The 21,865-nt window shown below is 45.0% G+C and carries 20 protein-coding genes and 2 riboswitches; all 20 genes read right to left on the reverse strand.

From position 1 onward, the window contains the following. Nucleotides 1-9 precede the first annotated feature (9 nt). Nucleotides 10-1,440: an amidophosphoribosyltransferase gene (gene purF, locus NST16_RS14655; protein WP_010333249.1), complete on the reverse strand. Its 1,431-nt coding sequence runs from the start codon at nt 1,438-1,440 to the stop codon at nt 10-12. Continuing rightward, nucleotides 1,416-3,644 carry a phosphoribosylformylglycinamidine synthase subunit PurL gene (purL, locus tag NST16_RS14660; protein ID WP_340887296.1) on the reverse strand — a complete coding sequence of 743 codons (2,229 nt, stop codon included), beginning with the start codon at nt 3,642-3,644 and terminating at the stop codon, nt 1,416-1,418. The genes purF and purL overlap by 25 nt, the downstream gene beginning before the upstream one ends. Beyond that, nucleotides 3,628-4,311 carry a phosphoribosylformylglycinamidine synthase subunit PurQ gene (gene purQ / locus NST16_RS14665; protein ID WP_168747096.1) on the reverse strand — a complete coding sequence of 228 codons (684 nt, stop codon included), beginning with the start codon at nt 4,309-4,311 and terminating at the stop codon, nt 3,628-3,630. Before purQ ends, purL begins: the two co-directional genes overlap by 17 nt. Next, nucleotides 4,308-4,562, reverse strand: a complete 255-nt coding sequence (gene purS / locus NST16_RS14670; protein WP_010333246.1) for a phosphoribosylformylglycinamidine synthase subunit PurS — start codon at nt 4,560-4,562, stop codon at nt 4,308-4,310. Before purS ends, purQ begins: the two co-directional genes overlap by 4 nt. After that, on the reverse strand, nt 4,555-5,280 hold the full coding sequence (gene purC, locus NST16_RS14675) for a phosphoribosylaminoimidazolesuccinocarboxamide synthase (protein ID WP_026014673.1): 726 nt from the start codon (nt 5,278-5,280) through the stop codon (nt 4,555-4,557). Before purC ends, purS begins: the two co-directional genes overlap by 8 nt. Nucleotides 5,281-5,353: 73 nt before the next feature. After that, on the reverse strand, nt 5,354-6,649 hold the full coding sequence (purB, locus tag NST16_RS14680) for an adenylosuccinate lyase (RefSeq protein ID WP_010333244.1): 1,296 nt from the start codon (nt 6,647-6,649) through the stop codon (nt 5,354-5,356). Further along, entirely contained in the window at nt 6,646-7,788 is a 1,143-nt protein-coding gene (gene purK, locus NST16_RS14685; protein ID WP_340887298.1) for a 5-(carboxyamino)imidazole ribonucleotide synthase, read from the reverse strand. Before purK ends, purB begins: the two co-directional genes overlap by 4 nt. After that, nucleotides 7,781-8,269 carry a 5-(carboxyamino)imidazole ribonucleotide mutase gene (gene purE / locus NST16_RS14690; RefSeq protein WP_010333242.1) on the reverse strand — a complete coding sequence of 163 codons (489 nt, stop codon included), beginning with the start codon at nt 8,267-8,269 and terminating at the stop codon, nt 7,781-7,783. The genes purK and purE overlap by 8 nt, the downstream gene beginning before the upstream one ends. A 140-nt stretch (nt 8,270-8,409) precedes the next feature. Next, nucleotides 8,410-8,511, reverse strand: a riboswitch (purine riboswitch). Between the two features lie 79 nt (nt 8,512-8,590). Beyond that, entirely contained in the window at nt 8,591-8,788 is a 198-nt protein-coding gene (locus NST16_RS14695) for an NETI motif-containing protein (RefSeq protein WP_010333241.1), read from the reverse strand. Further along, nucleotides 8,788-9,342 carry a DUF2179 domain-containing protein gene (locus NST16_RS14700; protein WP_010333240.1) on the reverse strand — a complete coding sequence of 185 codons (555 nt, stop codon included), beginning with the start codon at nt 9,340-9,342 and terminating at the stop codon, nt 8,788-8,790. The genes NST16_RS14695 and NST16_RS14700 overlap by 1 nt, the downstream gene beginning before the upstream one ends. Before the next feature lie 214 nt (nt 9,343-9,556). After that, complete coding sequence (locus NST16_RS14705) at nt 9,557-9,724, reverse strand: Fur-regulated basic protein FbpA (protein ID WP_340887302.1); 168 nt, start codon at nt 9,722-9,724, stop codon at nt 9,557-9,559. Between the two features lie 128 nt (nt 9,725-9,852). Continuing rightward, entirely contained in the window at nt 9,853-10,650 is a 798-nt protein-coding gene (locus NST16_RS14710) for a hypothetical protein (protein WP_326330283.1), read from the reverse strand. Nucleotides 10,651-10,866: 216 nt separating this feature from the next. Next, entirely contained in the window at nt 10,867-12,189 is a 1,323-nt protein-coding gene (gene pbuG, locus NST16_RS14715) for a hypoxanthine/guanine permease PbuG (RefSeq protein WP_024120435.1), read from the reverse strand. A gap of 135 nt (nt 12,190-12,324) precedes the next feature. After that, a riboswitch (purine riboswitch) is annotated at nt 12,325-12,426 on the reverse strand. A gap of 122 nt (nt 12,427-12,548) precedes the next feature. Next, the gene (locus NST16_RS14720) at nt 12,549-14,039 is read right to left on the reverse strand and encodes a DUF4179 domain-containing protein (RefSeq protein WP_340887304.1); all 1,491 of its coding nucleotides are present in this window, start codon (nt 14,037-14,039) and stop codon (nt 12,549-12,551) included. Next, nucleotides 14,021-14,554, reverse strand: a complete 534-nt coding sequence (locus tag NST16_RS14725) for a sigma-70 family RNA polymerase sigma factor (RefSeq protein WP_340887305.1) — start codon at nt 14,552-14,554, stop codon at nt 14,021-14,023. Before NST16_RS14725 ends, NST16_RS14720 begins: the two co-directional genes overlap by 19 nt. Nucleotides 14,555-14,661: 107 nt before the next feature. After that, the gene (guaA, locus tag NST16_RS14730) at nt 14,662-16,203 is read right to left on the reverse strand and encodes a glutamine-hydrolyzing GMP synthase (RefSeq protein ID WP_168747092.1); all 1,542 of its coding nucleotides are present in this window, start codon (nt 16,201-16,203) and stop codon (nt 14,662-14,664) included. Between the two features lie 162 nt (nt 16,204-16,365). Then, nucleotides 16,366-18,570 carry a DUF4129 domain-containing transglutaminase family protein gene (locus tag NST16_RS14735; protein WP_340887307.1) on the reverse strand — a complete coding sequence of 735 codons (2,205 nt, stop codon included), beginning with the start codon at nt 18,568-18,570 and terminating at the stop codon, nt 16,366-16,368. Between the two features lie 20 nt (nt 18,571-18,590). After that, nucleotides 18,591-19,790 carry a DUF58 domain-containing protein gene (locus NST16_RS14740; RefSeq protein ID WP_340887309.1) on the reverse strand — a complete coding sequence of 400 codons (1,200 nt, stop codon included), beginning with the start codon at nt 19,788-19,790 and terminating at the stop codon, nt 18,591-18,593. Then, entirely contained in the window at nt 19,787-20,752 is a 966-nt protein-coding gene (locus NST16_RS14745; protein WP_340887310.1) for an AAA family ATPase, read from the reverse strand. The genes NST16_RS14740 and NST16_RS14745 overlap by 4 nt, the downstream gene beginning before the upstream one ends. 157 nt (nt 20,753-20,909) lie before the next feature. Next, nucleotides 20,910-21,782, reverse strand: a complete 873-nt coding sequence (mneS, locus tag NST16_RS14750; protein ID WP_268446509.1) for a manganese transporter MneS — start codon at nt 21,780-21,782, stop codon at nt 20,910-20,912. Nucleotides 21,783-21,865: the final 83 nt, after the last annotated feature.

Consider the following 21,865-nt stretch of genomic DNA (forward strand, 5'->3'; position numbering starts at 1 on the left):
TTTCAAGTTTTATTTGGTTAACACCGCTTCTTTTACATGAGGAAGCACAGTGTCCTGATAAATTTCAGTCGGATATTTCCCTGTAAAGCAAGCAAGACATTGCCCGCAATTAGCGTCTTCGTATTTTCTGCCGATTCCTTTCAGCAGCCCTTCGACACTCAAAAATGAGAGAGTGTCGGCTCCGATTTCCTGACGGATTTCTTCAACCGAGTGAGAAGACGCGATCAGTTCTTCATGTGTAGACGTATCAATACCGTAGAAGCACGGATGAGCGATCGGCGGCGAACTGATTTTCACATGCACTTCTGTCGCACCCGCTTCTCTGAGCATCGTTACGATCCGGCGGCTTGTTGTTCCGCGCACGATAGAGTCATCCACCATGACGACGCGTTTTCCTTCTACAACACCGCGCACCGCAGAAAGCTTCATTCTGACACCCTGCTCACGCAGAGCCTGTGACGGCTGAATAAACGTTCTGCCCACATAACGGTTTTTGATTAACCCAAGCTCGTACGGGATGCCTGTTGCTTCCGCGTAGCCGATAGCCGCTGAAATACTGGAATCCGGAACGCCTGTCACCACATCAGCTTCAACCGCTGATTCCTGAGCAAGCATTTTTCCAAGGTTTTTACGCGCGCTGTGCACGTTAATGCCCTCAATATTGCTGTCAGGCCGTGAGAAATAGATGTATTCCATGCTGCAGATGGAACGGTTGATATTCATGGAGAAGCGCTCTGATTTCATGCCATCATCATTAATAATCAGCATTTCGCCCGGCTCCACCTCGCGAAGATACGTCGCGCCGACGACATCAAATGCACATGTTTCTGAAGCGACAACATAAGCGTCTCCCATCATGCCGATTGACAGCGGTCTAAGTCCGTTCGGGTCAAGCGCGACAATCATTTCTGTTTCAGTCATGATCAGGAACGCGTAGGCGCCTTTCAGCATGGAAAGCGAGTTTTTAATTTGATCCTTCAGCGTGAAGTGGCCGCTTCTTTTGATCAGGTGAGCCAAAACCTCAGTGTCCGAAGACGTCTGGAAGATGCTCCCTTGATTTTCAAGCTGCTGCTTCAGCTGAGTGGCATTCACCAAGTTCCCGTTATGGGCAAGCGCCAGGCTGCCGTTGTTTTGGGAGCGGAAGAGGAGCGGCTGAACATTTTCATATCCGCCGCCGCCGGCTGTTGCATACCGAACGTGCCCAATTGCGCCTTTCCCTTTCACTTTGCTGAGCTCACCGTTTTGAAATACTTCAGTGATCAGCCCTTGGCCTTTATGCGCCGTCAGCTGTTCACCGTCAGTCGCCACAATGCCCGCCCCCTCCTGTCCTCTGTGCTGGAGGCTGTGGAGGCCGTAATACGTAATTTGCGGGGCTTCTTCATGTCCCCAAATCCCAAAAACGCCGCATTCTTCATTTAAGCCTTTGATTTCAGCAAGCATGGGATAGCTCCTTTCCACGCGCGTTCAAGCTCTTTCGTCTGCGCGTGAATCAATTGTTGTCCGTCTTGATTTTGAATGCTCAGAAGTCCGTCAGCTGTTACCTCACCGATATGAACCGCATCTTGTACAGCTGCTTCAAACGCTGCTTGATGTTCTTTTTTCACAGAAACAACGAAGCGGGATTGAGATTCAGAGAATAATAATGCTGCTTCCCCTTCAACAGTCACGCTAGCGCCAAGGTTTTCCGTTGTCATGACACTTTCCGCAATTGCTACGCCTATGCCGCCTTCGGATACATCGTGCGCTGATTGAACATAGCCTTGTTTAATCGCGTCAAGCAGTGCCTTTTGGCGTGCCTGTTCTACATCAAGATCGATTTGCGGCGCTTTGCCGTAAATGCGGCCTTCTGTCATTTTTTGCAGCTCGCTTCCGGCAAACTCAGGTTTTGTTTCGCCGATGACGTACACAAGGTCGCCCGCTTGTTTGAAATGCTGCGTTGTAATGTGATCTGTATCTTCAATTAAACCGACCATGCCGATTACAGGTGTCGGGTAGATCGCCGTGCCGTTTGATTCGTTATAAAGCGATACGTTTCCGCCGATTACAGGTGTGCTAAGAACGTTGCACGCCTCACTGATGCCGTCAGCCGCCTTTTCAATCTGCCAAAAAATTTCCGGTTTTTCCGGGTTTCCGAAGTTCAGGTTATCTGTAACCGCAAGCGGTTCTGCACCGGAGCAAACGATGTTGCGCGCCGCTTCAGCGACAGCAATTTTTCCGCCGACCTCTGGATCAAGGTAGAGATAACGGGCGTTACAGTCAGTTGTCATTGCCAGCGCCTTTTTCGTTCCGCGGATTCTAAGAACACCCGCGTCAGATCCAGGTGCCACAACTGTATTCGTCCGCACCATGTAGTCATATTGATCGTAAACCCACTCTTTGCTTGCGATCGTCGGCTGCTGCAGGAGCGCCTTCAGTGTTTCATTCGCATCGTCAATTTGAGGAGCCGGGACATCCGTCTCTAAAAATTCACGGTAGTAAGCCGGCTCTTGAGAAGGCTTGTGGTAAACCGGCGCTTCTTCTGCCAAGGCATCAACAGGGAGCTCGCATACAACCTCACCTTTATGTGTCAGGCGCAGCATTTTATCATCTGTTACACGTCCGACAGAAACTGCTTCAAGATCATATTTGTCAAAGATATCGATGATTTCCTGTTCACGTCCGCGCTCAATAACAAGCAGCATCCGTTCCTGTGATTCAGAAAGCATCATTTCATAAGCGGTCATGCCTGTTTCACGCTGAGGGATCAAGTCAAGGTTCATTTTAATGCCAGAACCCGCTTTACTTGCCATTTCCGCGCTTGAGCTGGTCAGGCCGGCAGCTCCCATGTCCTGAATGCCGACTAAGGCGTCACATTGAATGACTTCCAGACACGCTTCAAGCAAAAGCTTCTCCATAAACGGATCGCCGACTTGAACCGCGGAGCGCTTTTCTTCAGAAGCATCAGACATTTCTTCAGACGCAAACGTAGCGCCGTGAATTCCGTCTCGCCCTGTTTTTGCGCCGACATACATGACCGTGTTGCCGACACCCTTTGCCTGGCCTTTTTTGATGTCTTCATGATTGATCAGTCCGACGCACATTGCGTTGACAAGCGGATTTCCTTCATAGCTGCTGTCAAATTGCACTTCGCCGCCGACTGTCGGAATTCCGATGCAGTTCCCATATCCGGCGATACCTGCTACTACTTCTTCAAACAAGTACTTCACGCGCGGTGAAGTCAGTTCACCAAATCGAAGAGAGTTTAATACAGCGATAGGACGCGCACCCATTGAAAAGACATCACGGATTATGCCGCCTACGCCAGTCGCAGCGCCTTGGTACGGTTCGATGGCTGATGGATGGTTATGCGATTCAATTTTGAACACAACCGCTTGGTTATCACCGATATCAACGATTCCGGCGCCTTCCCCCGGACCTTGCAGCACACGTTCGCCGCTCGTCGGGAATTTACGCAAAATCGGCTTTGAGTTCTTGTAGCTGCAATGCTCTGACCACATGACAGAAAAAATTCCGATTTCTGTGTAGTTCGGCAATCTTCCAAGAATGGATTCAATCAATGCAAACTCATCATCACTGACACCCATTTGCTGATATATTTTCTCTTCTTTTATTTGTTCTTTACTTGGTTCAAGCAGTAGTGACATGAGTTTCCCTCCAATTTTTCACGATAGACTGAAACAATTTAAGACCGTCGGCGCTTCCAAGCAGTTCATCGACCGCGCGCTCTGGATGAGGCATCATGCCTAACACATTTCCTTTTTCATTTACAACACCGGCAATATCGCTGACACTTCCGTTAATATCGGAACCGTATGTGAAAGCAATTTGATTGTTTTCTTTTAATGAAGCAAGCGTTTCGTCATCACAGTAGAAATTCCCTTCACCGTGGGCAACCGGAATTGTAATCGATTGGCCTTTTTCATAGGAAGAGGTGAATAAAGTTTCGTCGTTCTGCACGATTAATTCAACCGGACGGCAAATGAACTTCAAATCTTTGTTACGTCTCATTGCACCTGGCAAAAGGCCAAGCTCCTGTAAAATCTGAAATCCGTTGCAGACGCCGAGGACAGGTTTTCCTTCAGCCGCTGCCTGTTTTACAGCAGGCATAATATTCGCAAATCGGGCGATGGCGCCGCATCTCAAGTAATCTCCGTAAGAAAAACCTCCCGGGATTAACACACCGTCGAAGCCGTCAAGGCTTGTTTCCTCGTGCCAGACGTATTCCACATCATGGCCGAGTTCATCCTTTACAGCGTGATACATATCGATATCACAGTTAGAGCCGGGTAACACTATCACCGCAAATTTCACTGTGCGACTACCTCCTCAACCTCATATCTGTAATCTTCAATCACTGTATTCGCAAGAAGTTTTTCGCACATTTCTTTCACTAGCACGTCAAGATCACGGTCCGACTTTTCAATTGTTAGCTCCATGTATTTCCCGATGCGCACGTCGGCGACTTCCTTGTAAGACATACTGTGCAAGGCATGCTGGACAGCGCTCCCTTGTGGATCCAGTACACTTTCTTTTAAGCTGACATAAACTTTTACTTTATACATGATGAATGCCTCCCAGTCTTTTGAAAATCTCTTCGTATGCGTCGGTTAAGCTTCCCAGATTGCGTCTGAATAAATCTTTGTCCAGCTTTTCGTTCGTGTCTTTATCCCACAGACGGCATGTATCAGGTGAAATTTCATCCGCCAAAAGCACTTGCCCATCTGCATCTAAACCGAATTCAAGCTTGAAATCTATTAATCTGACATGACAATCGTCAAAAATGCTTTGAAGCTCCTCATTTACTGTTTTTGTAATGGACTTAATGGCTTCTACCTGCTCAGGAGTCGCCGCTTTCAAAAGCCAAATATGATCTTCTGTGATGAGCGGATCACCCAGCGCGTCATCCTTGTAGTAAAACTCGATAATCGGCTGTTCAAGCTCCGTGCCTTCTGGAATGCCGAGACGTTTGGACATGCTTCCTGCCACAACATTTCTGACGACGACTTCAAGCGGCACAATCGTTACCTTTTTAATGAGCTGCTCTGTTTCCGACATCCGCTCGATAAAGTGGTTATTAACTCCTTTTTTATGGAGGTGTTTGAAAATCAGGCTTGAAATCTCATTGTTTAAGCGCCCTTTGCCGCTAATTTCCGCCTTTTTTTCTCCGTTAAAGGCAGTGGCAGAATCTTTATACACCACATACAGCGTGTTTTCGTCATCGGTTTTGTAGATCTTTTTTGCTTTTCCTTCATATAAAAGTTCATTCTTCACAATATTCACAGAAGGCCTCCTAACCCGAATGTTGGGAATTTTCAAACTGTAGCGGCTTAGAAGAAGCCGCTAAAAGCTTCTTCTAAGCTAAACCTAAGCGTTCAAAGATCAGATCCACATTTTTCAGATGGTAATGATAATCAAAGCAGTCAGCAATTTTTTCCGGAGATAGACGGGACGTGATTTTCTCTTCCGCTTCCACAAGCTCACGGAACGGTACTTGCTTCTCCCATGCCTCCATTGCTTTCGGCTGCACTGTGTCATAAGCTTCTTCACGAGTCAGGCCTGTGTCAATCAATGCCAGCAGCACGCGCTGAGAGTAGATCAGCCCCAATGTGCGGTCCATGTTGCGCTTCATGTTTTCCGGGAAGACCGTTAAGTTCTTCACGATATTGGAGAAACGGTTCAGCATGTAATTCAGCGCGGTTGTCGCATCCGGAAGAATAATCCGTTCCGCTGAAGAATGAGAAATATCGCGCTCATGCCATAACGGAACATTTTCGTAAGCTGTCATCATGTAGCCGCGAATGACACGCGCTATACCTGTCATGTTTTCAGAACCGATCGGATTCCGTTTATGCGGCATAGCTGATGACCCTTTTTGCCCTTTCGCAAAAAATTCCTCGACCTCGCGTGTTTCACTTTTTTGCAGTCCGCGAATTTCAACCGCGAATTTCTCAATGCTTGTCGCAATCAAAGCAAGTGTCGCCATATAATCAGCATGGCGGTCACGCTGAAGCGTTTGTGTTGAAATCGGTGCGGCTTTCAGGCCGAGTTTCTCACAAACATATTGCTCAACAAACGGATCAATGTTCGCATATGTGCCGACAGCACCGGAAATCTTCCCAACCTCAATGCCTTCCTTCGCTTGTTTAAAGCGTTCAAGGTTGCGTTTCATTTCTTCGTGCCAAAGCGCAAGTTTTAAACCAAATGTTGTAGGCTCTGCGTGTACGCCGTGTGTACGGCCCATCATGACTGTGTATTTATGTTCTTTCGCTTTTTCTTTTATGATGTCAACAAATCTCTCAAGATCCTTGAGCAGAATGTCATTTGCCTGTTTTAATAAGTAAGAAAGAGCAGTATCTACGACGTCAGTTGACGTTAAGCCGTAATGCACCCATTTTCTTTCTTCGCCCAGTGATTCGGATACAGCGCGCGTAAAAGCAACTACGTCATGGCGCGTGTCCTGTTCGATTTCTAATATGCGGTTGATGTCAAATGACGCGTTTTCGCGCATCAGCTTTACGTCTTCTTTTGGGATAACGCCAAGCTCCGCCCACGCTTCACAGGCAAGAATTTCAACCTCTAACCATGCTTGAAATCTGTTTTCGTCCGTCCAAATCGCGGACATTTCAGGTCTTGAATAACGTTCGATCATTCTGCTTGTCCTCCGTCTCTATTTCTCCATTTATTTGTGATCTCCTGAATCCATTCGTCTTCAGGCTGCTTCATAAAAGTAATATGCCCCATTTTGCGGCCTTTTTTGATTTCATGTTTTCCGTATACATAAAGCTTTGCTTCTTTTAAAAGCTCCGGCTCTTCCTCTGGGATCTTGACTTCATCGCCGAGAAGATTCACCATCATGCCAGGCTTCAGCAGCTCCGTTTTTCCAAGCGGAAGGCCGCAAACCGCTCTGATATGCTGTTCAAACTGGCTTGTCTCGCAAAGATCCAGCGTGTAATGTCCTGAATTGTGCGGTCTTGGCGCCAGTTCATTAACCAAAAGCTCATCGCCCTCTGTCAGGAACATTTCAACAGCAAGCGGTCCGACAAGATTCAGCTCATCTGCGAGCTTAACGGCCAGCTCAGCAGCCTTTGCCTGAATCCTTTCTTCAACCCGTGCAGGCACGATGCTTTGGAACAGAATATTATTGTGGTGAATGTTTTCCGCTGCCGGGAACGTCGAAATTTCTCCGTTTACCGATCTGACAACGATGACCGACAGTTCCATTTTAAAAGAAACCCAGCTTTCGAGAATGCAAGTTCCTTGCTTTAAAAGAGCTGAAGCCTCTTCTATTTGTGACGCTTCCTTGATGACAAATTGGCCTTTGCCGTCATATCCGCCGCGGCATGTTTTCAGCACTGCGGGAAGCCCCAGCGACTGAACCGCCTCTTTCAGCTCATCCTTTGTTTTGACGATGCTGTAAGGGGCAACTTCACAGCCCGCGGATTGAATCGCTTTTTTCTCTGTTTCACGGTTTTGGGTAATGAGCAGCAGCTCACTTCCTTGCGGGAGATACGCATGATCTTTCAGCCAATGCAGCGCATCATAATCGATGTTTTCAAACTCATACGTGATAATATCGCTGATCTCAGCCAATTTCCGAATCGCTTCGCGGTCATTGTAAGAAGCGGTGATTTCGATATCCGCGACCTGCCCGCACGGCGAATCTTTCACCGGATCAACGACCGCGACTTTATACCCCATTTGTTTTGCGGAGACAGCCATCATTTTCCCAAGCTGTCCGCCGCCGATCATGCCGATGACGGCTCCTGGATAGATGATTTGATTAGACAAGCTGATCACTGCTTTCTAACACAGTTTGTTTTGTATTTTCTCTTCTTTCATCTAACGTTCTGGCTAGATCCTCGTCAAAAGCTGACAAAATTTGCGCCGCTAACAGACCTGCGTTCACAGCGCCCGCTTTTCCGATGGCTGTTGTTGCAACCGGAACGCCTCCAGGCATTTGCACGATGGAAAGAAGTGAATCGAGTCCGTTCAGAGCCTTAGACTGAACCGGAACACCGATAACCGGCAGCGTCGTTTTAGCAGCTGTCATCCCCGGCAAGTGCGCGGCTCCACCGGCACCTGCGATAATGACCTTAATGCCTCTTTCTCTGGCTGTTTCAGCGTACTCAAACATGAAATCAGGCGTCCGGTGAGCGGAAACCACCTTCTTTTCGTACGGCACTTCAAGTTCTTCAAGTATGTCGCATGCGTTTTTCATTGTCTCCCAATCGGAAGTGCTTCCCATGATGATTCCTACTAGCGGCTGCATTCTGTTCCCACCTTCTAATGCTTTAGTTTTCAGAAAATAAAAAATACCCGGCTTTGTATTGCATTATGAGGAAGCAATACAAACCGGGCATGGTGCATGTATCGGCAGTCGTTCGCTTCTGCGATATATCCATGTCAGTTTTATCGATCACTTTCCTGCATAGTCCGGCAATTTACGGTTGCCGGGTAGAAACTTATGGGCCATATTCCCAAGATTATATGAGGTCGTGTTTTGATTTCATGTTTATCTTAACAACGGACATGAATAATGTCAACGACATTATCGAACGATATAAAAATTCATTCTGCTAATGTTCGTGTTTTAGATCAATTTCCCTTCAAATACGATTTTTTTTCCGCACGGAACGATCTGAATTGACCCATCTTCCATCTTTTCCTTGAAGATCGGCTCTTCCATTCGACGTACAGGCATATACCCTTCTTCTTTCATTTGCTGAAGCACTGCTTCGATCGTTTGCTGTTCTGTCACTTCAAATTTTTTTTTCTTCGGTTTTGCCATTATTCTTTAATTCTCCTCTTCTTCACCGCTTTGACCCAGAAGCCGCCGTGGATCGTTTTTGGTTCATACGCAATAATAAAAGCTTTTGAATCAAGCGTTTTAATCGTCTCGTACAGCTGCAGCTCATATCTTCTCGGTGTCAAAATCTGCAGAGCTGTGCGGTCGCCTTCAAGTCCGCCGGCCACCCAGTTCGTCACGCCATAGCCTTTTTCACGAAGCTGCTTCGGAAGATCGAGGTCAAGCTCTTTTGTAATCACATTGACCATAATATAGCCAAGCGCCAGTTTTTCTTCGATTTTCATGCCGACAATCACGCCCAGACCATAGCCGAGTGCGTACGCAATCACGTTTTGAATCTGGTCTAAGTTATCGAGCACGAGGCTCAGCCCGGTCACATAAACCAAAATTTCAATCGTGCTGATTCCGGCCGCTAAATACCGCTGGCCTTTCAGTGTTAAAATCATTCTTATCGTAAAAAATGATACATAAACAACATTGATAATCAGAATAATGAGAACCATTGCTAATCCGTTTGATAATAAGGTTTGCATCATTTTATAAAACCCCCTTACTCATTCAACTTACGTAAAGCATTCATATTCTACTAGAGAAATGAACCCTTTACAATCAGCTATGGCCGTTATCGCAGACAAAATTTTTCGACACACTCTCTTCCTCACTCAGCAATAGTTTACCCTCTTTCTATCCTTTTCAAAATCCAAACAAAAAAGCCTGCTTTTCAGCAGACTCACATTTCTTTATTTATTGTCACATCTCTTTTTTCATTTTCCGAAGGGACTCATATTCTTTCTCAAGTTCACTCAGCGTATAATCAGCGAGCTGATCCCCTCTTCCGCGATAAAATTCTGAGAGCATTAATTTGGTTTTTAAAAATTCCTTCTTTTGATAAATCGCCTGACGAAGTAAATGGGCCATGTCCATCATCCTCCACAGCATTTTCCTCATCATACACGGATTAATCCTACAATTCAACTGTGTTTTTTAGATATATTTGTAAAAACTGTGACATCAAAAAACCGGCCTTTCCAGCCGGTTTTTTTACATTAAAGCGGGATAAGCGACGCCGTAAAATATTCAGAAATAAACGGCCATGTCACTGCCGCAAACAGCAGCGCAACGGCTAAAACAGCAAACACACAATAGATGTAGTCAATCGGTGCCTCACTTGCCGTCTGATACAGACGCTGTACATACAGCGCCATCATAAAGAAAAGCGAAAACAGGATTAAGACTGTGAAAAGGACAGTCAGCATCGGTACATTCACAATCGCAAATATCATCCAAATGATTGAAACGGCGATCACCGGTACAAGCAATGAGCCAAAACCAGCCGCAGCTTCCTTGAATGATACCTTTTGCTTCATCATATACCGAGACACGGCCCATATTGAGAAGACCATAACAGCAAAAAAGATGAGCATATACACAAGAACGACAAAAAACCCGTCATAAAACGCGTGATGGCGTTCTCCAAAACCGAGCGGCCTGTTCCAGCTCGCCTTTAACTGAAACCAGTTCCCGATTGAAAAAACGATACTGAATATGAGCATTGAAATAAGACCATATTTATAATGAGAGAAACCATCTGCCACAACCGTTTTCGCCGGAGATTTCAATATTGAAAAAGCAAATCCGCAATATCTGTTAATGGCTGCCCAAACAGAGGCTAGCTTTTCTTTCGCAGACGATTCTACGCGTTCCTTATGTTGTTTCTGCTTTTGTTTCTGCTTCTGCTTGCTTTGGCGGCTGGCCTTTCTCGACATCCGCGAAAGCGGCTCTTCATCTATTCCTTCATTCTGGTTAACTTCTTCTTCCAACGTTTCTTTTCTTTCTTCCGTCATGTTAGCAACTCCTATCAAAAATATACGGCGGAATACCATTCAGCAAGAAAATAAAACACTTATATAAGGTACCGAAGCCTTCCTGAACAGTCAAGTCATTTCCATTTCAGTAAACAATGGCGGCACATCTACATGACGGTATATGATATGAAATGGTTTTGCCTTTCGCAACAAAATAAAAAACCAGCCGCAAAAACTGCAGCTGGTTTTCAATCATTATTTCAAGAAAATAAAGTAAAGAATAAATACAACAAACAGTCCGTACATGATCGGATGAACCTCTTTGGCTTTCCCTTTGCACACCATTGTAATCGGGTAGAAAATAAATCCGATCGCAATTCCAGTCGCAATGCTGTACGTTAGCGGCATCATGATCATTGTAAGGAAAGCGGGAACCGCCACTTCAAACTTATCCCAAGCGATTTTGCCAAGCGGCGCTACCATTAATGCACCGACTATGATCAGTGCCGGAGCTGTTACATTTGACGTAACGACTGATAGAAGCGGCGAGAAAAACATAGCGAGTAAAAAGAGAAACCCAGTTACAATTGCCGCAAATCCGGAACGAGCGCCCGCAGCAACACCCGAGCTTGATTCCACATAAGACGTTGTCGTAGACGTCCCAAGCACGGAGCCGATAACGATGGAAGTTGAGTCAGCTAAAAGCGCACGGCCCGCACGCGGCAATTTGTTTTCCTTCATTAAACCAGCCTGTGTTGCCACAGCAACCAGTGTACCAGCCGTATCAAAAAATCCGACAAACAAGAATGTTAAAATGACGATCAGCATTTGCACAGAGAAAATATCCGGCAAGTGAATCCAAGCTTGTCCAAAGGTCGATTCAAGGCTCGGCACACTTCCGACGATTTGAGACGGAACCGGAACCAAACCGAAAATCATCCCGGCAATCGCCGTTAACAGCATCCCGATAAACACGCCAGCGTTTACGCGAAGCACCATCAAAATAACCGTTACGATGACACCGAAAATCGTTAACAGCACAGGACCGCTGTGAATGTTTCCGATTGTGACAAGGGTTGAAGGATTCGATGCAATAATTCCTGAGCCCTGCAAGCCGACAAATGTAATAAATAGGCCAATCCCTGCTCCGACTGCCAATTTCAGCTCAGGCGGAATGGCGTTAATGATTTTTTCACGAAAACCTGTTAAAGAAAGAGCAACAAAGATAAGTCCTGAAATGAAAACACCAGACAAAGCGGCCTGCCAGGAAATCCCCATACCCAGAACAACAGAAAACGCAAAAAACGCGTTCAGCCCCATACCGGGCGCAATGGCAATCGGATATCTCGCAATTAAGCCCATTAAAATACAGCCTGCTGCTGACGCCAAAGCTGTCGCCGTAAAGACCGCACCTTGATCTATTCTCAATGCTTCCGGAAAATCTTTTACACTTTCCAAAGCTAGCGTAATCGGATTGACGAACAGGATATACGCCATGGATAAAAAGGTCGTTAATCCGCCGATGATTTCGTTGCGATAGCTGGTGCCCAGCTCATCAAACTGAAAAAACTTTTTCAAGCTATTTGACTCCCTTCACTCTTTGCTATTTATCCTGCCCTGAAATCGCCAAATAAAAAACGCCCCAATATATTTTGGGACGCTTGACTACAGACGGATTCCAGTTTGAATAAATAAACGTGTTTTATTTATATCAAACGAAAGAAATGTTTACGTAGTCAAGCCATTTACGGTAGCTTGGTAGAGACTTGCGAGCCATATCCCCGCGATTATACGAATTCATCTTATTTGATTTCTGTGTCTATTGTACCAACTTCGATTTGAAATGACAATATAAATAACGAACATTACTTATTAAAAAAATTGGTTTATTCGTCTATTGACTAAATGGGCAACAATGATAAAAACCGTATGCACGACTACATACGGTTTTTCAACTTTTGATTATTTTTTTCGGCAGGCTGACTCACCTGATGCACTGGTACAGTAAACGAGAATGGCTTTAGTTGAATCAGGTGATTTAAAACACCGTTATCAATATACAGACCGTACTCACTAAACTCAAAATGCTTTAAAGACAGCTTATCATTATAATCATCATCCAGTTCAAAAGTAGATACCATTTCGGCTGTGTTCATATTTTTCACTTTAGCTATATTTGCTTTCAAATAATAACCTTCTTCATAATCACCCACTGGATCAGGCCAAGATTGCATTTTTTTCGTATCACCAAGGCCAATCGTTTCACCTATATTCACTAAATCATTTTCATTCATGCTTGAGGTATCAATTCCAGTGAAGCGGTAATGAACCATTACTTTCCTCCCTTTTGGGTTAATGTTATTGATTTCAATCCCTATGTTTTGATGGTTTGTTTCTGAAACATGAAATGGCATCTCTGCATTTAGCGGGACGATTTCACTGCCCTCTGCCTCAGATTTAATATTTGCTATTAATGTTAGCTTTTTCGCTTTTGGATTGATTGGTGATTCTAACAGTGTTTGTCCTTTTGCTCTTACCGTTCTCTCGTTTATTTTTTTGCGGTCTCCAAGTTCGATGTTTGACGCTGTCATCTCATATGTGTTTCCTAAATCATCTTTGACTTCGTTAATTTCAACCGTATCATGCTTTGCTATGCCTTGATAATCTATTGTAAATTGAAGGACAGAACCGAGCTTTCCGTTCTCTACTTGAATATTGGAAAATTGATAACGATTGTGATGCACTGATACCACTTTTGAGCTTTCTAAATAACTCGCATTCTTTTTGGTAATAGGCAGTTTGAAACTCCAATTCCCCGGTATTTCATTGATATGAGTAATCACAAAAGGCGTGGTATCCCCATTTTTTATTTCGGCTCCTTTTGTATAAAGCCTTAATTGACCAGCGTATTGTTTGTTATTTAATTTTTTGAGCATTAAGGAATCAAGATCGATTGAAAAATTATCGTTAAAACTCGCTTTGCTCACATTATAGCTGAGCTCTTTTTCATCAGACTGGAGGTTATCAACAGTAAAGTTATAGACAAGCTGTCCGGCATCGTAGTATGAACTGTTCACAGATATAGTAATGCCTCGCGACTCCGCTTTTTCATTCAGATTTGTGACCAAATTGCTTTTAAACAATGATAGGCCAACTTTATCTTGAAACTCCTTATAAATTTGGCCGACAATGGGTATGCTTCCCATCGCTTTGTTAACAGATGGCAGAAAAAGACCGGACGTTAAATACAGTATACCTACCACAGCAGCAACAGCCATTCCATTCGTAATGGTTCGTGCCCATTTAAAACGGCGCCTTGTGTTAGTTTCATTTTCAGCACGAACGACAGCTTGATGTATTGCTTTTTTGAGTGCTTTCTTTGGCACTTCTATGTCATCATACAACTGCTTTACTTGGTGTTTTTCCATATGTTTTTATCCTCCTTTTCCAGCTCCTGCTTAAGTGATTTTCTTGCTCTATGTAAATGTGTTTTAATTGTGCCTTCTGCCATTCCTGTTTGTTCAGCTATCATTGAAATCGAATAATCTTGAAAATAATAGAGCTGAATGGTTAACTGAACATGTTCATCAAGTGTATCTAGCGCATTACGCAAGTCTATATATTCTTCAATATTCCTTTGATCCGTGCCGGTGTCATGATGGCTTTCAAACGGAACCAAATCTCCCTTCTTTTTCTTCATTGCAAAAATTGAATTAATAAGAATTCGGGTGAGCCACGTTAAAAAGTACTTTGGCTCTTTTAGTTTTTCTATACCTATAAAAGCTTTATAAGCCGTTTCCTGTACAGCATCAAGTGCATCTTCTTTATTTCTCAAATAGAGATAGGCTGTTTTATATAGAGTTTCCTGATGTGCCAGCATAAGCTTTTCAAAGGCCCGAGAATTTCCTTTTCTCGCCTTTGTAATCAATCTTTCTTCCTTCACCTTATCCACCTCCTATGTTGTTAGATATAAGAACTGCCAAATCGGTTTCAAAAAGTTAACAAAAAAAACGCCCCTTTTATAAAGGGACGTTTTTCTTAGGTATTTACTTATTCCCACTCAATCGTCGCAGGCGGCTTACTTGTAATATCGTACACCACGCGGTTAATGTGCTTCACTTCATTTACGATACGTGTAGAAATCACTTCAAGCACATCCCATGGGATACGCGCCCAGTCAGAAGTCATGCCGTCAATTGAAGTAACGGCGCGAATTCCGATTGTGTAATCATATGTTCTCGCGTCACCCATAACACCAACGCTGCGGATGTCAGGAAGAACAGTGAAGTATTGCCAGATATCACGCTCTAACCCGTGATTTGCTACTTCTTCACGCAAAATCGCATCTGATTCACGAACGATTTCCAGTTTTTCTTCTGTTACTTCGCCAAGAACGCGGATGCCGAGGCCCGGTCCTGGGAAAGGCTGGCGCCATACGATTTCATCCGGAATGCCGAGCTCTGTGCCAAGCGCGCGCACTTCGTCTTTGAAGAGCGTGTTTAACGGCTCGATCAGTTCAAACTGCATGTCTTCAGGAAGCCCGCCGACATTATGGTGAGATTTGATCGTTTGCGCCGTTGCAGTACCGCTCTCGATGATATCAGTGTAAAGCGTTCCTTGTGCAAGGTAGTCGATGCCTTTGAGCTTGTCCGCTTCATCGTCGAACACATAAATGAATTCATTACCGATGATTTTGCGTTTTTGCTCAGGATCAGAAACGCCTTTCAGTTTATTTAAGAATCTGTCTTTTGCGTCTACTTTAATCACGTTCATGTTAAAGCCTTCGCTGAATGTTTTCATAACACCTTCAGCCTCGCCTTTACGGAGCAGGCCATGGTCTACAAAGATACAAGTCAGCTGGTCGCCGATCGCTTTATGAATCAAAACAGCAACAACAGAAGAATCAACGCCGCCGCTAAGCGCACAAAGAACCTGTTTGTCTCCGACCGTTTCACGGATTTTTTGCATTTCGATTTCGATAAAGTTCTCCATTGACCATTTGCCTTCACAATCGCAAACGCCGAATACAAAGTTTTTCAGAAGGTCATTGCCGTATTCAGAATGGCGCACTTCCGGGTGGAACTGAACGCCGTACCATTTTTTATCCGCTTTGCTCATTGCTGAGTTCGGACAGTGATGGCTTGTCGCATCAACAGTGAAACCTTCAGGCACTTCTACAACCAAGTCACCGTGGCTCATCCAAACCACTTGTTCATTCGGAAGATCTTTGAACAAATCAGGTGTTCCTTCGATGTGGATGTTCGCTTTACCGTATTCACGCTGGCTGGCCGCTTCTACTTTACCACCAAGGTAATGAGTCATCAGCTGCATGCCATAGCAAATTCCCAATACAGGAACATCTAATTCGAAGATTTTCTCGTCACAGCGGAAAGAGCCTTCATCATATACACTGTTCGGACCGCCGGATAAAATAATTCCTTTTGGATTCATTTCTTTAATTTCTTCAGCCGTCAATGTATGGGGATGCAGCTCACTGTATACACCAAATTCACGGATGCGGCGTGTAATCAGCTGATTGTACTGACTGCCGAAATCAAGGACAAGAATCATTTCATTCACTAACTTTGTCATGGTTGTCACCTAATCTCCTCTAAGTTTTTTGACACAGAAAAAAACGAGGACAGATATGAAACACGCTCCGCCCTCTTTTGGCAAGGCCGTTTGCCGGAGTCAGGCAACTCGCTCCCAGACTCCGATAATATTCACTAATTCTAACAACACGTCGATAAGCGGTCAAGACCATCTTCTTTTAATTAAATTTTCCCATAACTCTCTGGAATCATTCCAAAGCTTTGCCGCATCATCATTTCTGTACAGCGCCCGCTCATAGTTTGCTGTCAGCTTTAACATGTCTTCAGAATGATATGTTTCGTCAATTCGTTTTGCATATTCCCGCAGCGTTTCGCTGTCACGTTTGGGCAGGCCTCTTCTTTTCATCTGTTTCAGAAGCGCGCCGTATGCCTCAAAAAACACATGCTGATCACTGCGGCGCTTCAATTTTCTCACTGTGAAAACAGGTAGCCATAACGAACGGAATACATACAGCAACACAGCTGCCAAAAGTACCGCAGCAATGGCGACATACCAGCCTGTACTAACACTTGCATGCGCAGACGGCGTTTTTTTAGAAACGGCAGGCTCACGTTTTTCCTTTTGTTTTTCCTCTTTCTCCGGCTGTATTCTCTCTTCTTTCTGGTCCTCTTTAGCTTTCTCAGGCGGATTGCTGCTCTCGCTGCCGGAATCCTTTTTATCAGAGGAAGCAAACTCAGCCGGATTTGTGAATCCTTTTGTCGGCTCAAAAGTGACCCAGCCCTGCTCTGGAAAATACACTTCTACCCAAGAATGGGCGTTGTTATTTGTCACTTCATAGATGCTGCCTTTTTTGTTCCCCGCTTCTTTATATTCACCTGACGTATATCCCTTTACCCAGCGTGCCGGAATGCCAGCTGAACGCAGGAGCACCACCATCGAGGACGAAAAGTTATCACAATAGCCTACCTTTGTTTCAAACAGAAATTGATCCACATAATCTTCGTCATCTTTAGGGACGGTCACGTTTTCTGTTTCATAGGTGAACTCATTGGATCCTAAATAGTCCTCAATAGCTTTCACCTTATCAAACATATTATCCTGTCCCTCAGTCAGCTTTATCGCAAGGTTTTTCACCCGCTCAGGAAGTGTATCAGGCAGTTGCATATAGCGGTCGCTGAATGTGTACTCTTCACTGTTTTGTCTTACTTTCACCTTTTTCAGCTGATCCTGTTTATAGACCGGGGAATTGTACGTCACTGTATAACTGCCCATATTCCGAATATCACCGCTCTGCTCACTGATCGGAGTTATTTGTTCAGTGTTCCCGTTCATTTCAAGTGAGACGGCCTGCTTAGGCTTAATATTTTGCGCACCAATCGGATACATTACATGGTTATATCCATAATGCTCATCAACCTTTACGCGTACAGTGTTTCGCTCTGTGGAAACCTTATGATCAAACCACAGATTTTCCACATTGCCGCCGCTAAGCTGATACGACATGCCTGTATCTGTTTCAATCCAGCCTTTTCCCGTATACGTATCCTTCGTTTCCACCCGGAAATATGTGCGCTCTTTTCCCTGCCACGTAAAAACAGGGGTATCGTCCTGCTGAAACGGACCGCCAAGCGATTCATCGTGATTCCCGTATCCGATTTTACTTTCTCCTGCCGGCACCCGATCTTGATTGGTGACTTTTTTGAGAAAAGGAACGGGATCCGGCCACTTCGGATCTGATTTCGGCGCGGCAAGCCCAAATCCCACCGCGGCCAAAATCAGCACAGACAGGGGGAGAAACCATTTCAGAACAGACGCTTTCGGTAGTGTTATTCGTTCCATCAGCTTAATGCGTTCCAAATACAGAAGGCCCATCATAAAGAAACCAATCAGCACGATACGGATAACGGCGTAGGAAGCGTCATAAGGCGTAAATGTATCAAGAATCGTAATATATGCCACTGTCATCATAAAGAAAAATAAGATTCTCCTCTGGTAAATCACCCAGTAATGGAGGAGGTAGACCAGCAGCCACAGCAGCACAAAAAACAGCAGGGTCCGAAAAGAAGGAATCATATCATTCCATTGTCCTGTCTGAATAAATGTGATATTCAAATAGACGTCCTGTAAAAAAGAGCTGATCCAGCTCAAGTCAAATATAGACCCTTCGTAAAACAATATGTGTATCGAAATGAACGTAAATAAGACACAAAAAGGAATGGTGACAAACCACCTCATCCTGAAAAAAGTCAGCAGAAACGTCAAGCCGATAAAGACAATAAAAAAGCCCGTATGCTTCGTGTCAGTAAAATGATCCAGCGGCCTTAGCCACTCCCACAGCAATAAAAAAGCCAGAAAATAAAATAACAGCAAGCTCAAACGGCTTCCCTTCTGATCATCAAGCGGCATGTACACCGTCACCTCTCTTTCTAAACAACACGCGAAGCTACTCGCCCGCCTCTCATGATTTGAACTCTGATTTGGTGTTTCAGCAAGCGTTCGATCATCATATACTCACCCTGAGAAAGATCGGTGTCTTTCTCTTTTGCGAGTATAATGGTAACCGGGCTGATCCCTGCTTCTGGCATTCTCATCAAATCCTCAGTGATCCGCCCCGTGACAATCACTTTATCAGCCTGGCGAACAGACGGCTTCCCAAGCTCCTCACGTGCATAGCGGCTTACGCGGTCAGCAGCATTACAATCGCAAACGGCTAAATGATGCAGCATGTGTTTAAAATGCTGCTCTCCCTCCTGAATCGGAAAAATGGACCTTTCCTTACCGATTGAAGCCAGACCTGCTCCTGCGTTATTTTTTAAAACAGAATGAAGAATTGAAGCTGTCACGGAAACAACCTCTTCGAATCCGTCAGAGCTAAAACGGTCCATCAGAAGAAACAGGTTTTTGCTTTTCGACGGTTCAAATTCCTTCGTCATCAGCTGGCTCCTTCTTGCCGAAGTCTTCCAGTCTAACGCCGCAAAACGGTCTCCCGGCTGATAGTGCCTTACACTCGCTGCGACTGAAGACTGGTGCTGATGAACAGGCGATGCCCCGCTTACGCCATCTTCCTGATAACGCTCATTCAGCTGATACTGAAGAGACTGAAAGGACGGATAAACAAACACCGCATCATCAGCTCCATAAAACGCCGTTTTTTCAATCAGGCCGAGAACATCCCCGGCCCGCACCCTGACGGCATGAAAATGATGTTCTCCACGCGGTACTGGCGCTATTTGATATGACATCGTGATGCTCCGTTTGAACCACGGAAACACCAGCTGTTTGGCCAAAGCTTCATCTCCGTTTAATGGCTCTAACCCTGACGGCAGACAATCTTCAATCACCATATACATCAGGGGAAACGGCAGTTTTCTTTTAAGCGTAATCGAAGCTTCAAGCCTGTCTCCCGCATGGAATTGCGTTTTGACGATATGCCGCGACACCTGAAAAGAGCGGAGAGGGTACATCGCCAGCAGCCCGGCGTATACAACAAAAGGGAGAAATGCATAAAACAAAAACCAGCTGACAAAGCCGCCCTGAAACATTGCATAAGAGAAAACAGCACCCGTCAATAACGTTAATGCGAGCAGTTTCCACCCGTACATCAACCATTGAAATGTCTTTTTCATCGGCGGACCGACGACCTTTGAACCGGAACTTTCACGTTTGACATGATCTCCCGTACGATTGTTTCTGCCTGAACCCCTTCGAATTTTGCTTCCGGCTGCAGAAGCATCCGGTGCGGCAGCGTATAAGGAGCTAGATATTGAATATCATCCGGAATGACATAATCGCGGCCATGAAGCAGCGCAAAGGCCTGGGCCGCTTTCATAAGTCCGATGGATCCGCGCGGACTGACGCCTAAGTGAACTGAAGCATGCTGTCTCGTCTTCTGCACGATTTCGACAATATATTCCTTCATGCTGTCATCGGCACGGACATCCTGCACTTCTCTTTGCAGGCGAATGAATTCTTCTTTTGAAATCACAGGCTCAAGTGTCTCAATCGGATGGCTTTTTTCCTGAAGAGATAAGACATCGAATTCCTCTTCAAAGGACGGATAGCCCATGCGAAGTTTAAATAAAAAACGGTCAAGCTGGGCTTCCGGCAAAGGATATGTCCCTTCATATTCCACTGGATTTTGTGTTGCCATGACAAAAAACGGGGCGGCAAGCGGCATTGTATTGCCATCAACTGTGACGCTTCCCTCTTCCATCGCTTCAAGCAAGGCAGACTGTGTCTTAGGAGATGTTCGGTTGATTTCGTCAGCCAGCACAATATTCCCCATAATCGGGCCCGGCCGGTATTCGAACTCCATTGATTTCGTATTATAGATAGAAACACCCGTTACATCGGAGGGCAGCAAATCCGGTGTGAATTGAATTCGTTTAAAATCTGCGCCGATTGATTTCGCCAGAGCGCGAACCATCATCGTTTTCCCTACGCCCGGCACATCTTCAAGCAGCACATGTCCTTTGGCAAGAATAGCTGCTAAGCTGAGTTTTGCGATGTCTCGTTTTCCAACCATTACTTTATCGATATGTTCAACTGCTTTCCCCAGCAAAGGATGCAGGTCTTCTTGGTATGACATTCTCTTCCTCCTAGTCATCTACAAAATTCATCATATAGTAACCTAACTTTACCACAAAAAACGACCTGTATAAAAAAACGATTCTAGCAAATTGTTACCAATACATACAGGCCAATCAAACAAAAAAAGCTTCCCATGACAGGAAGCTCCTTACCAGTTATTTGTTTTCCAAAGGTTCCATATGAACATGCGAATAATCAATCGCATGCTCCTCCTTCATTCTCCGCTCAATTTCATTCGCGATATCATGGCTCTCTGTAATATTTAACTCTGAGGACACTTCAACCACCACATCTACGTGAACAGAGCTGCCTAAATATCTCGCCTTGATGTCTTTTAAACGGCTGACACCGGAGATTTTTTCAATCGTCTGTTTATAATCGGACATGTCCTTTACGTCAAAGCCATCCGTCAATGAATGCGATGATTCTTTGAAAATATCCCATGCCGTTTTGCAAATGAGAAGGCCAATGACAAACGCTGTCACTGTATCAATCCATGCCAGATGGAATTGCGCGGCCAAAATACCGATAAACGTGCCGACACTGACGAACGCGTCCGACTTATTATCAGCAGCTGCCGCAAGCAGCGCTTGGCTGTTCACCTTTTTAGCAAGCTTTTTGTTGTACTGATAGACAATCAGCATCATGACTGCCCCGCCTGCAGCCGTCCAAGCCGCAATGATGTCCGGTGTCTCTTCTTTCACAGAAAAAATAGATTCACCGGCGCTGAAAAGCACTTGCAGGCCGACAACCATCATAATAAACGATGCGATAAGGGATGCAATTGTTTCCGCCCGAAAGTGGCCGTAAGGATGATCTTCATCAGGAGGCTTTTGAGAGATGCGGAGACCGATCAGCACAGCAACAGAAGCAATAATGTCGGTTGTGTTATTTAACCCGTCTGCCGTAAGAGCTTCCGAGTGGAATACATAACCGATGATCAGCTTAATCGCGGACAGCACAAGATACGCGGCAATACTGACCAGCGCCCCGGATTCTCCCTTTTTCAATTCATCATATCTCTCCATAAAAAAACCTCCTTTCCGCTCACGTTTTCCTATCATTATGATACAAAGCTGAACAGCAGTGGGTCTATAGAAACATGATTCAC

Source organism: Bacillus sp. FSL K6-1005 (assembly GCF_038000225.1).
GTDB classification, from domain to species: Bacteria; Bacillota; Bacilli; order Bacillales; family Bacillaceae; genus Bacillus; species Bacillus mojavensis.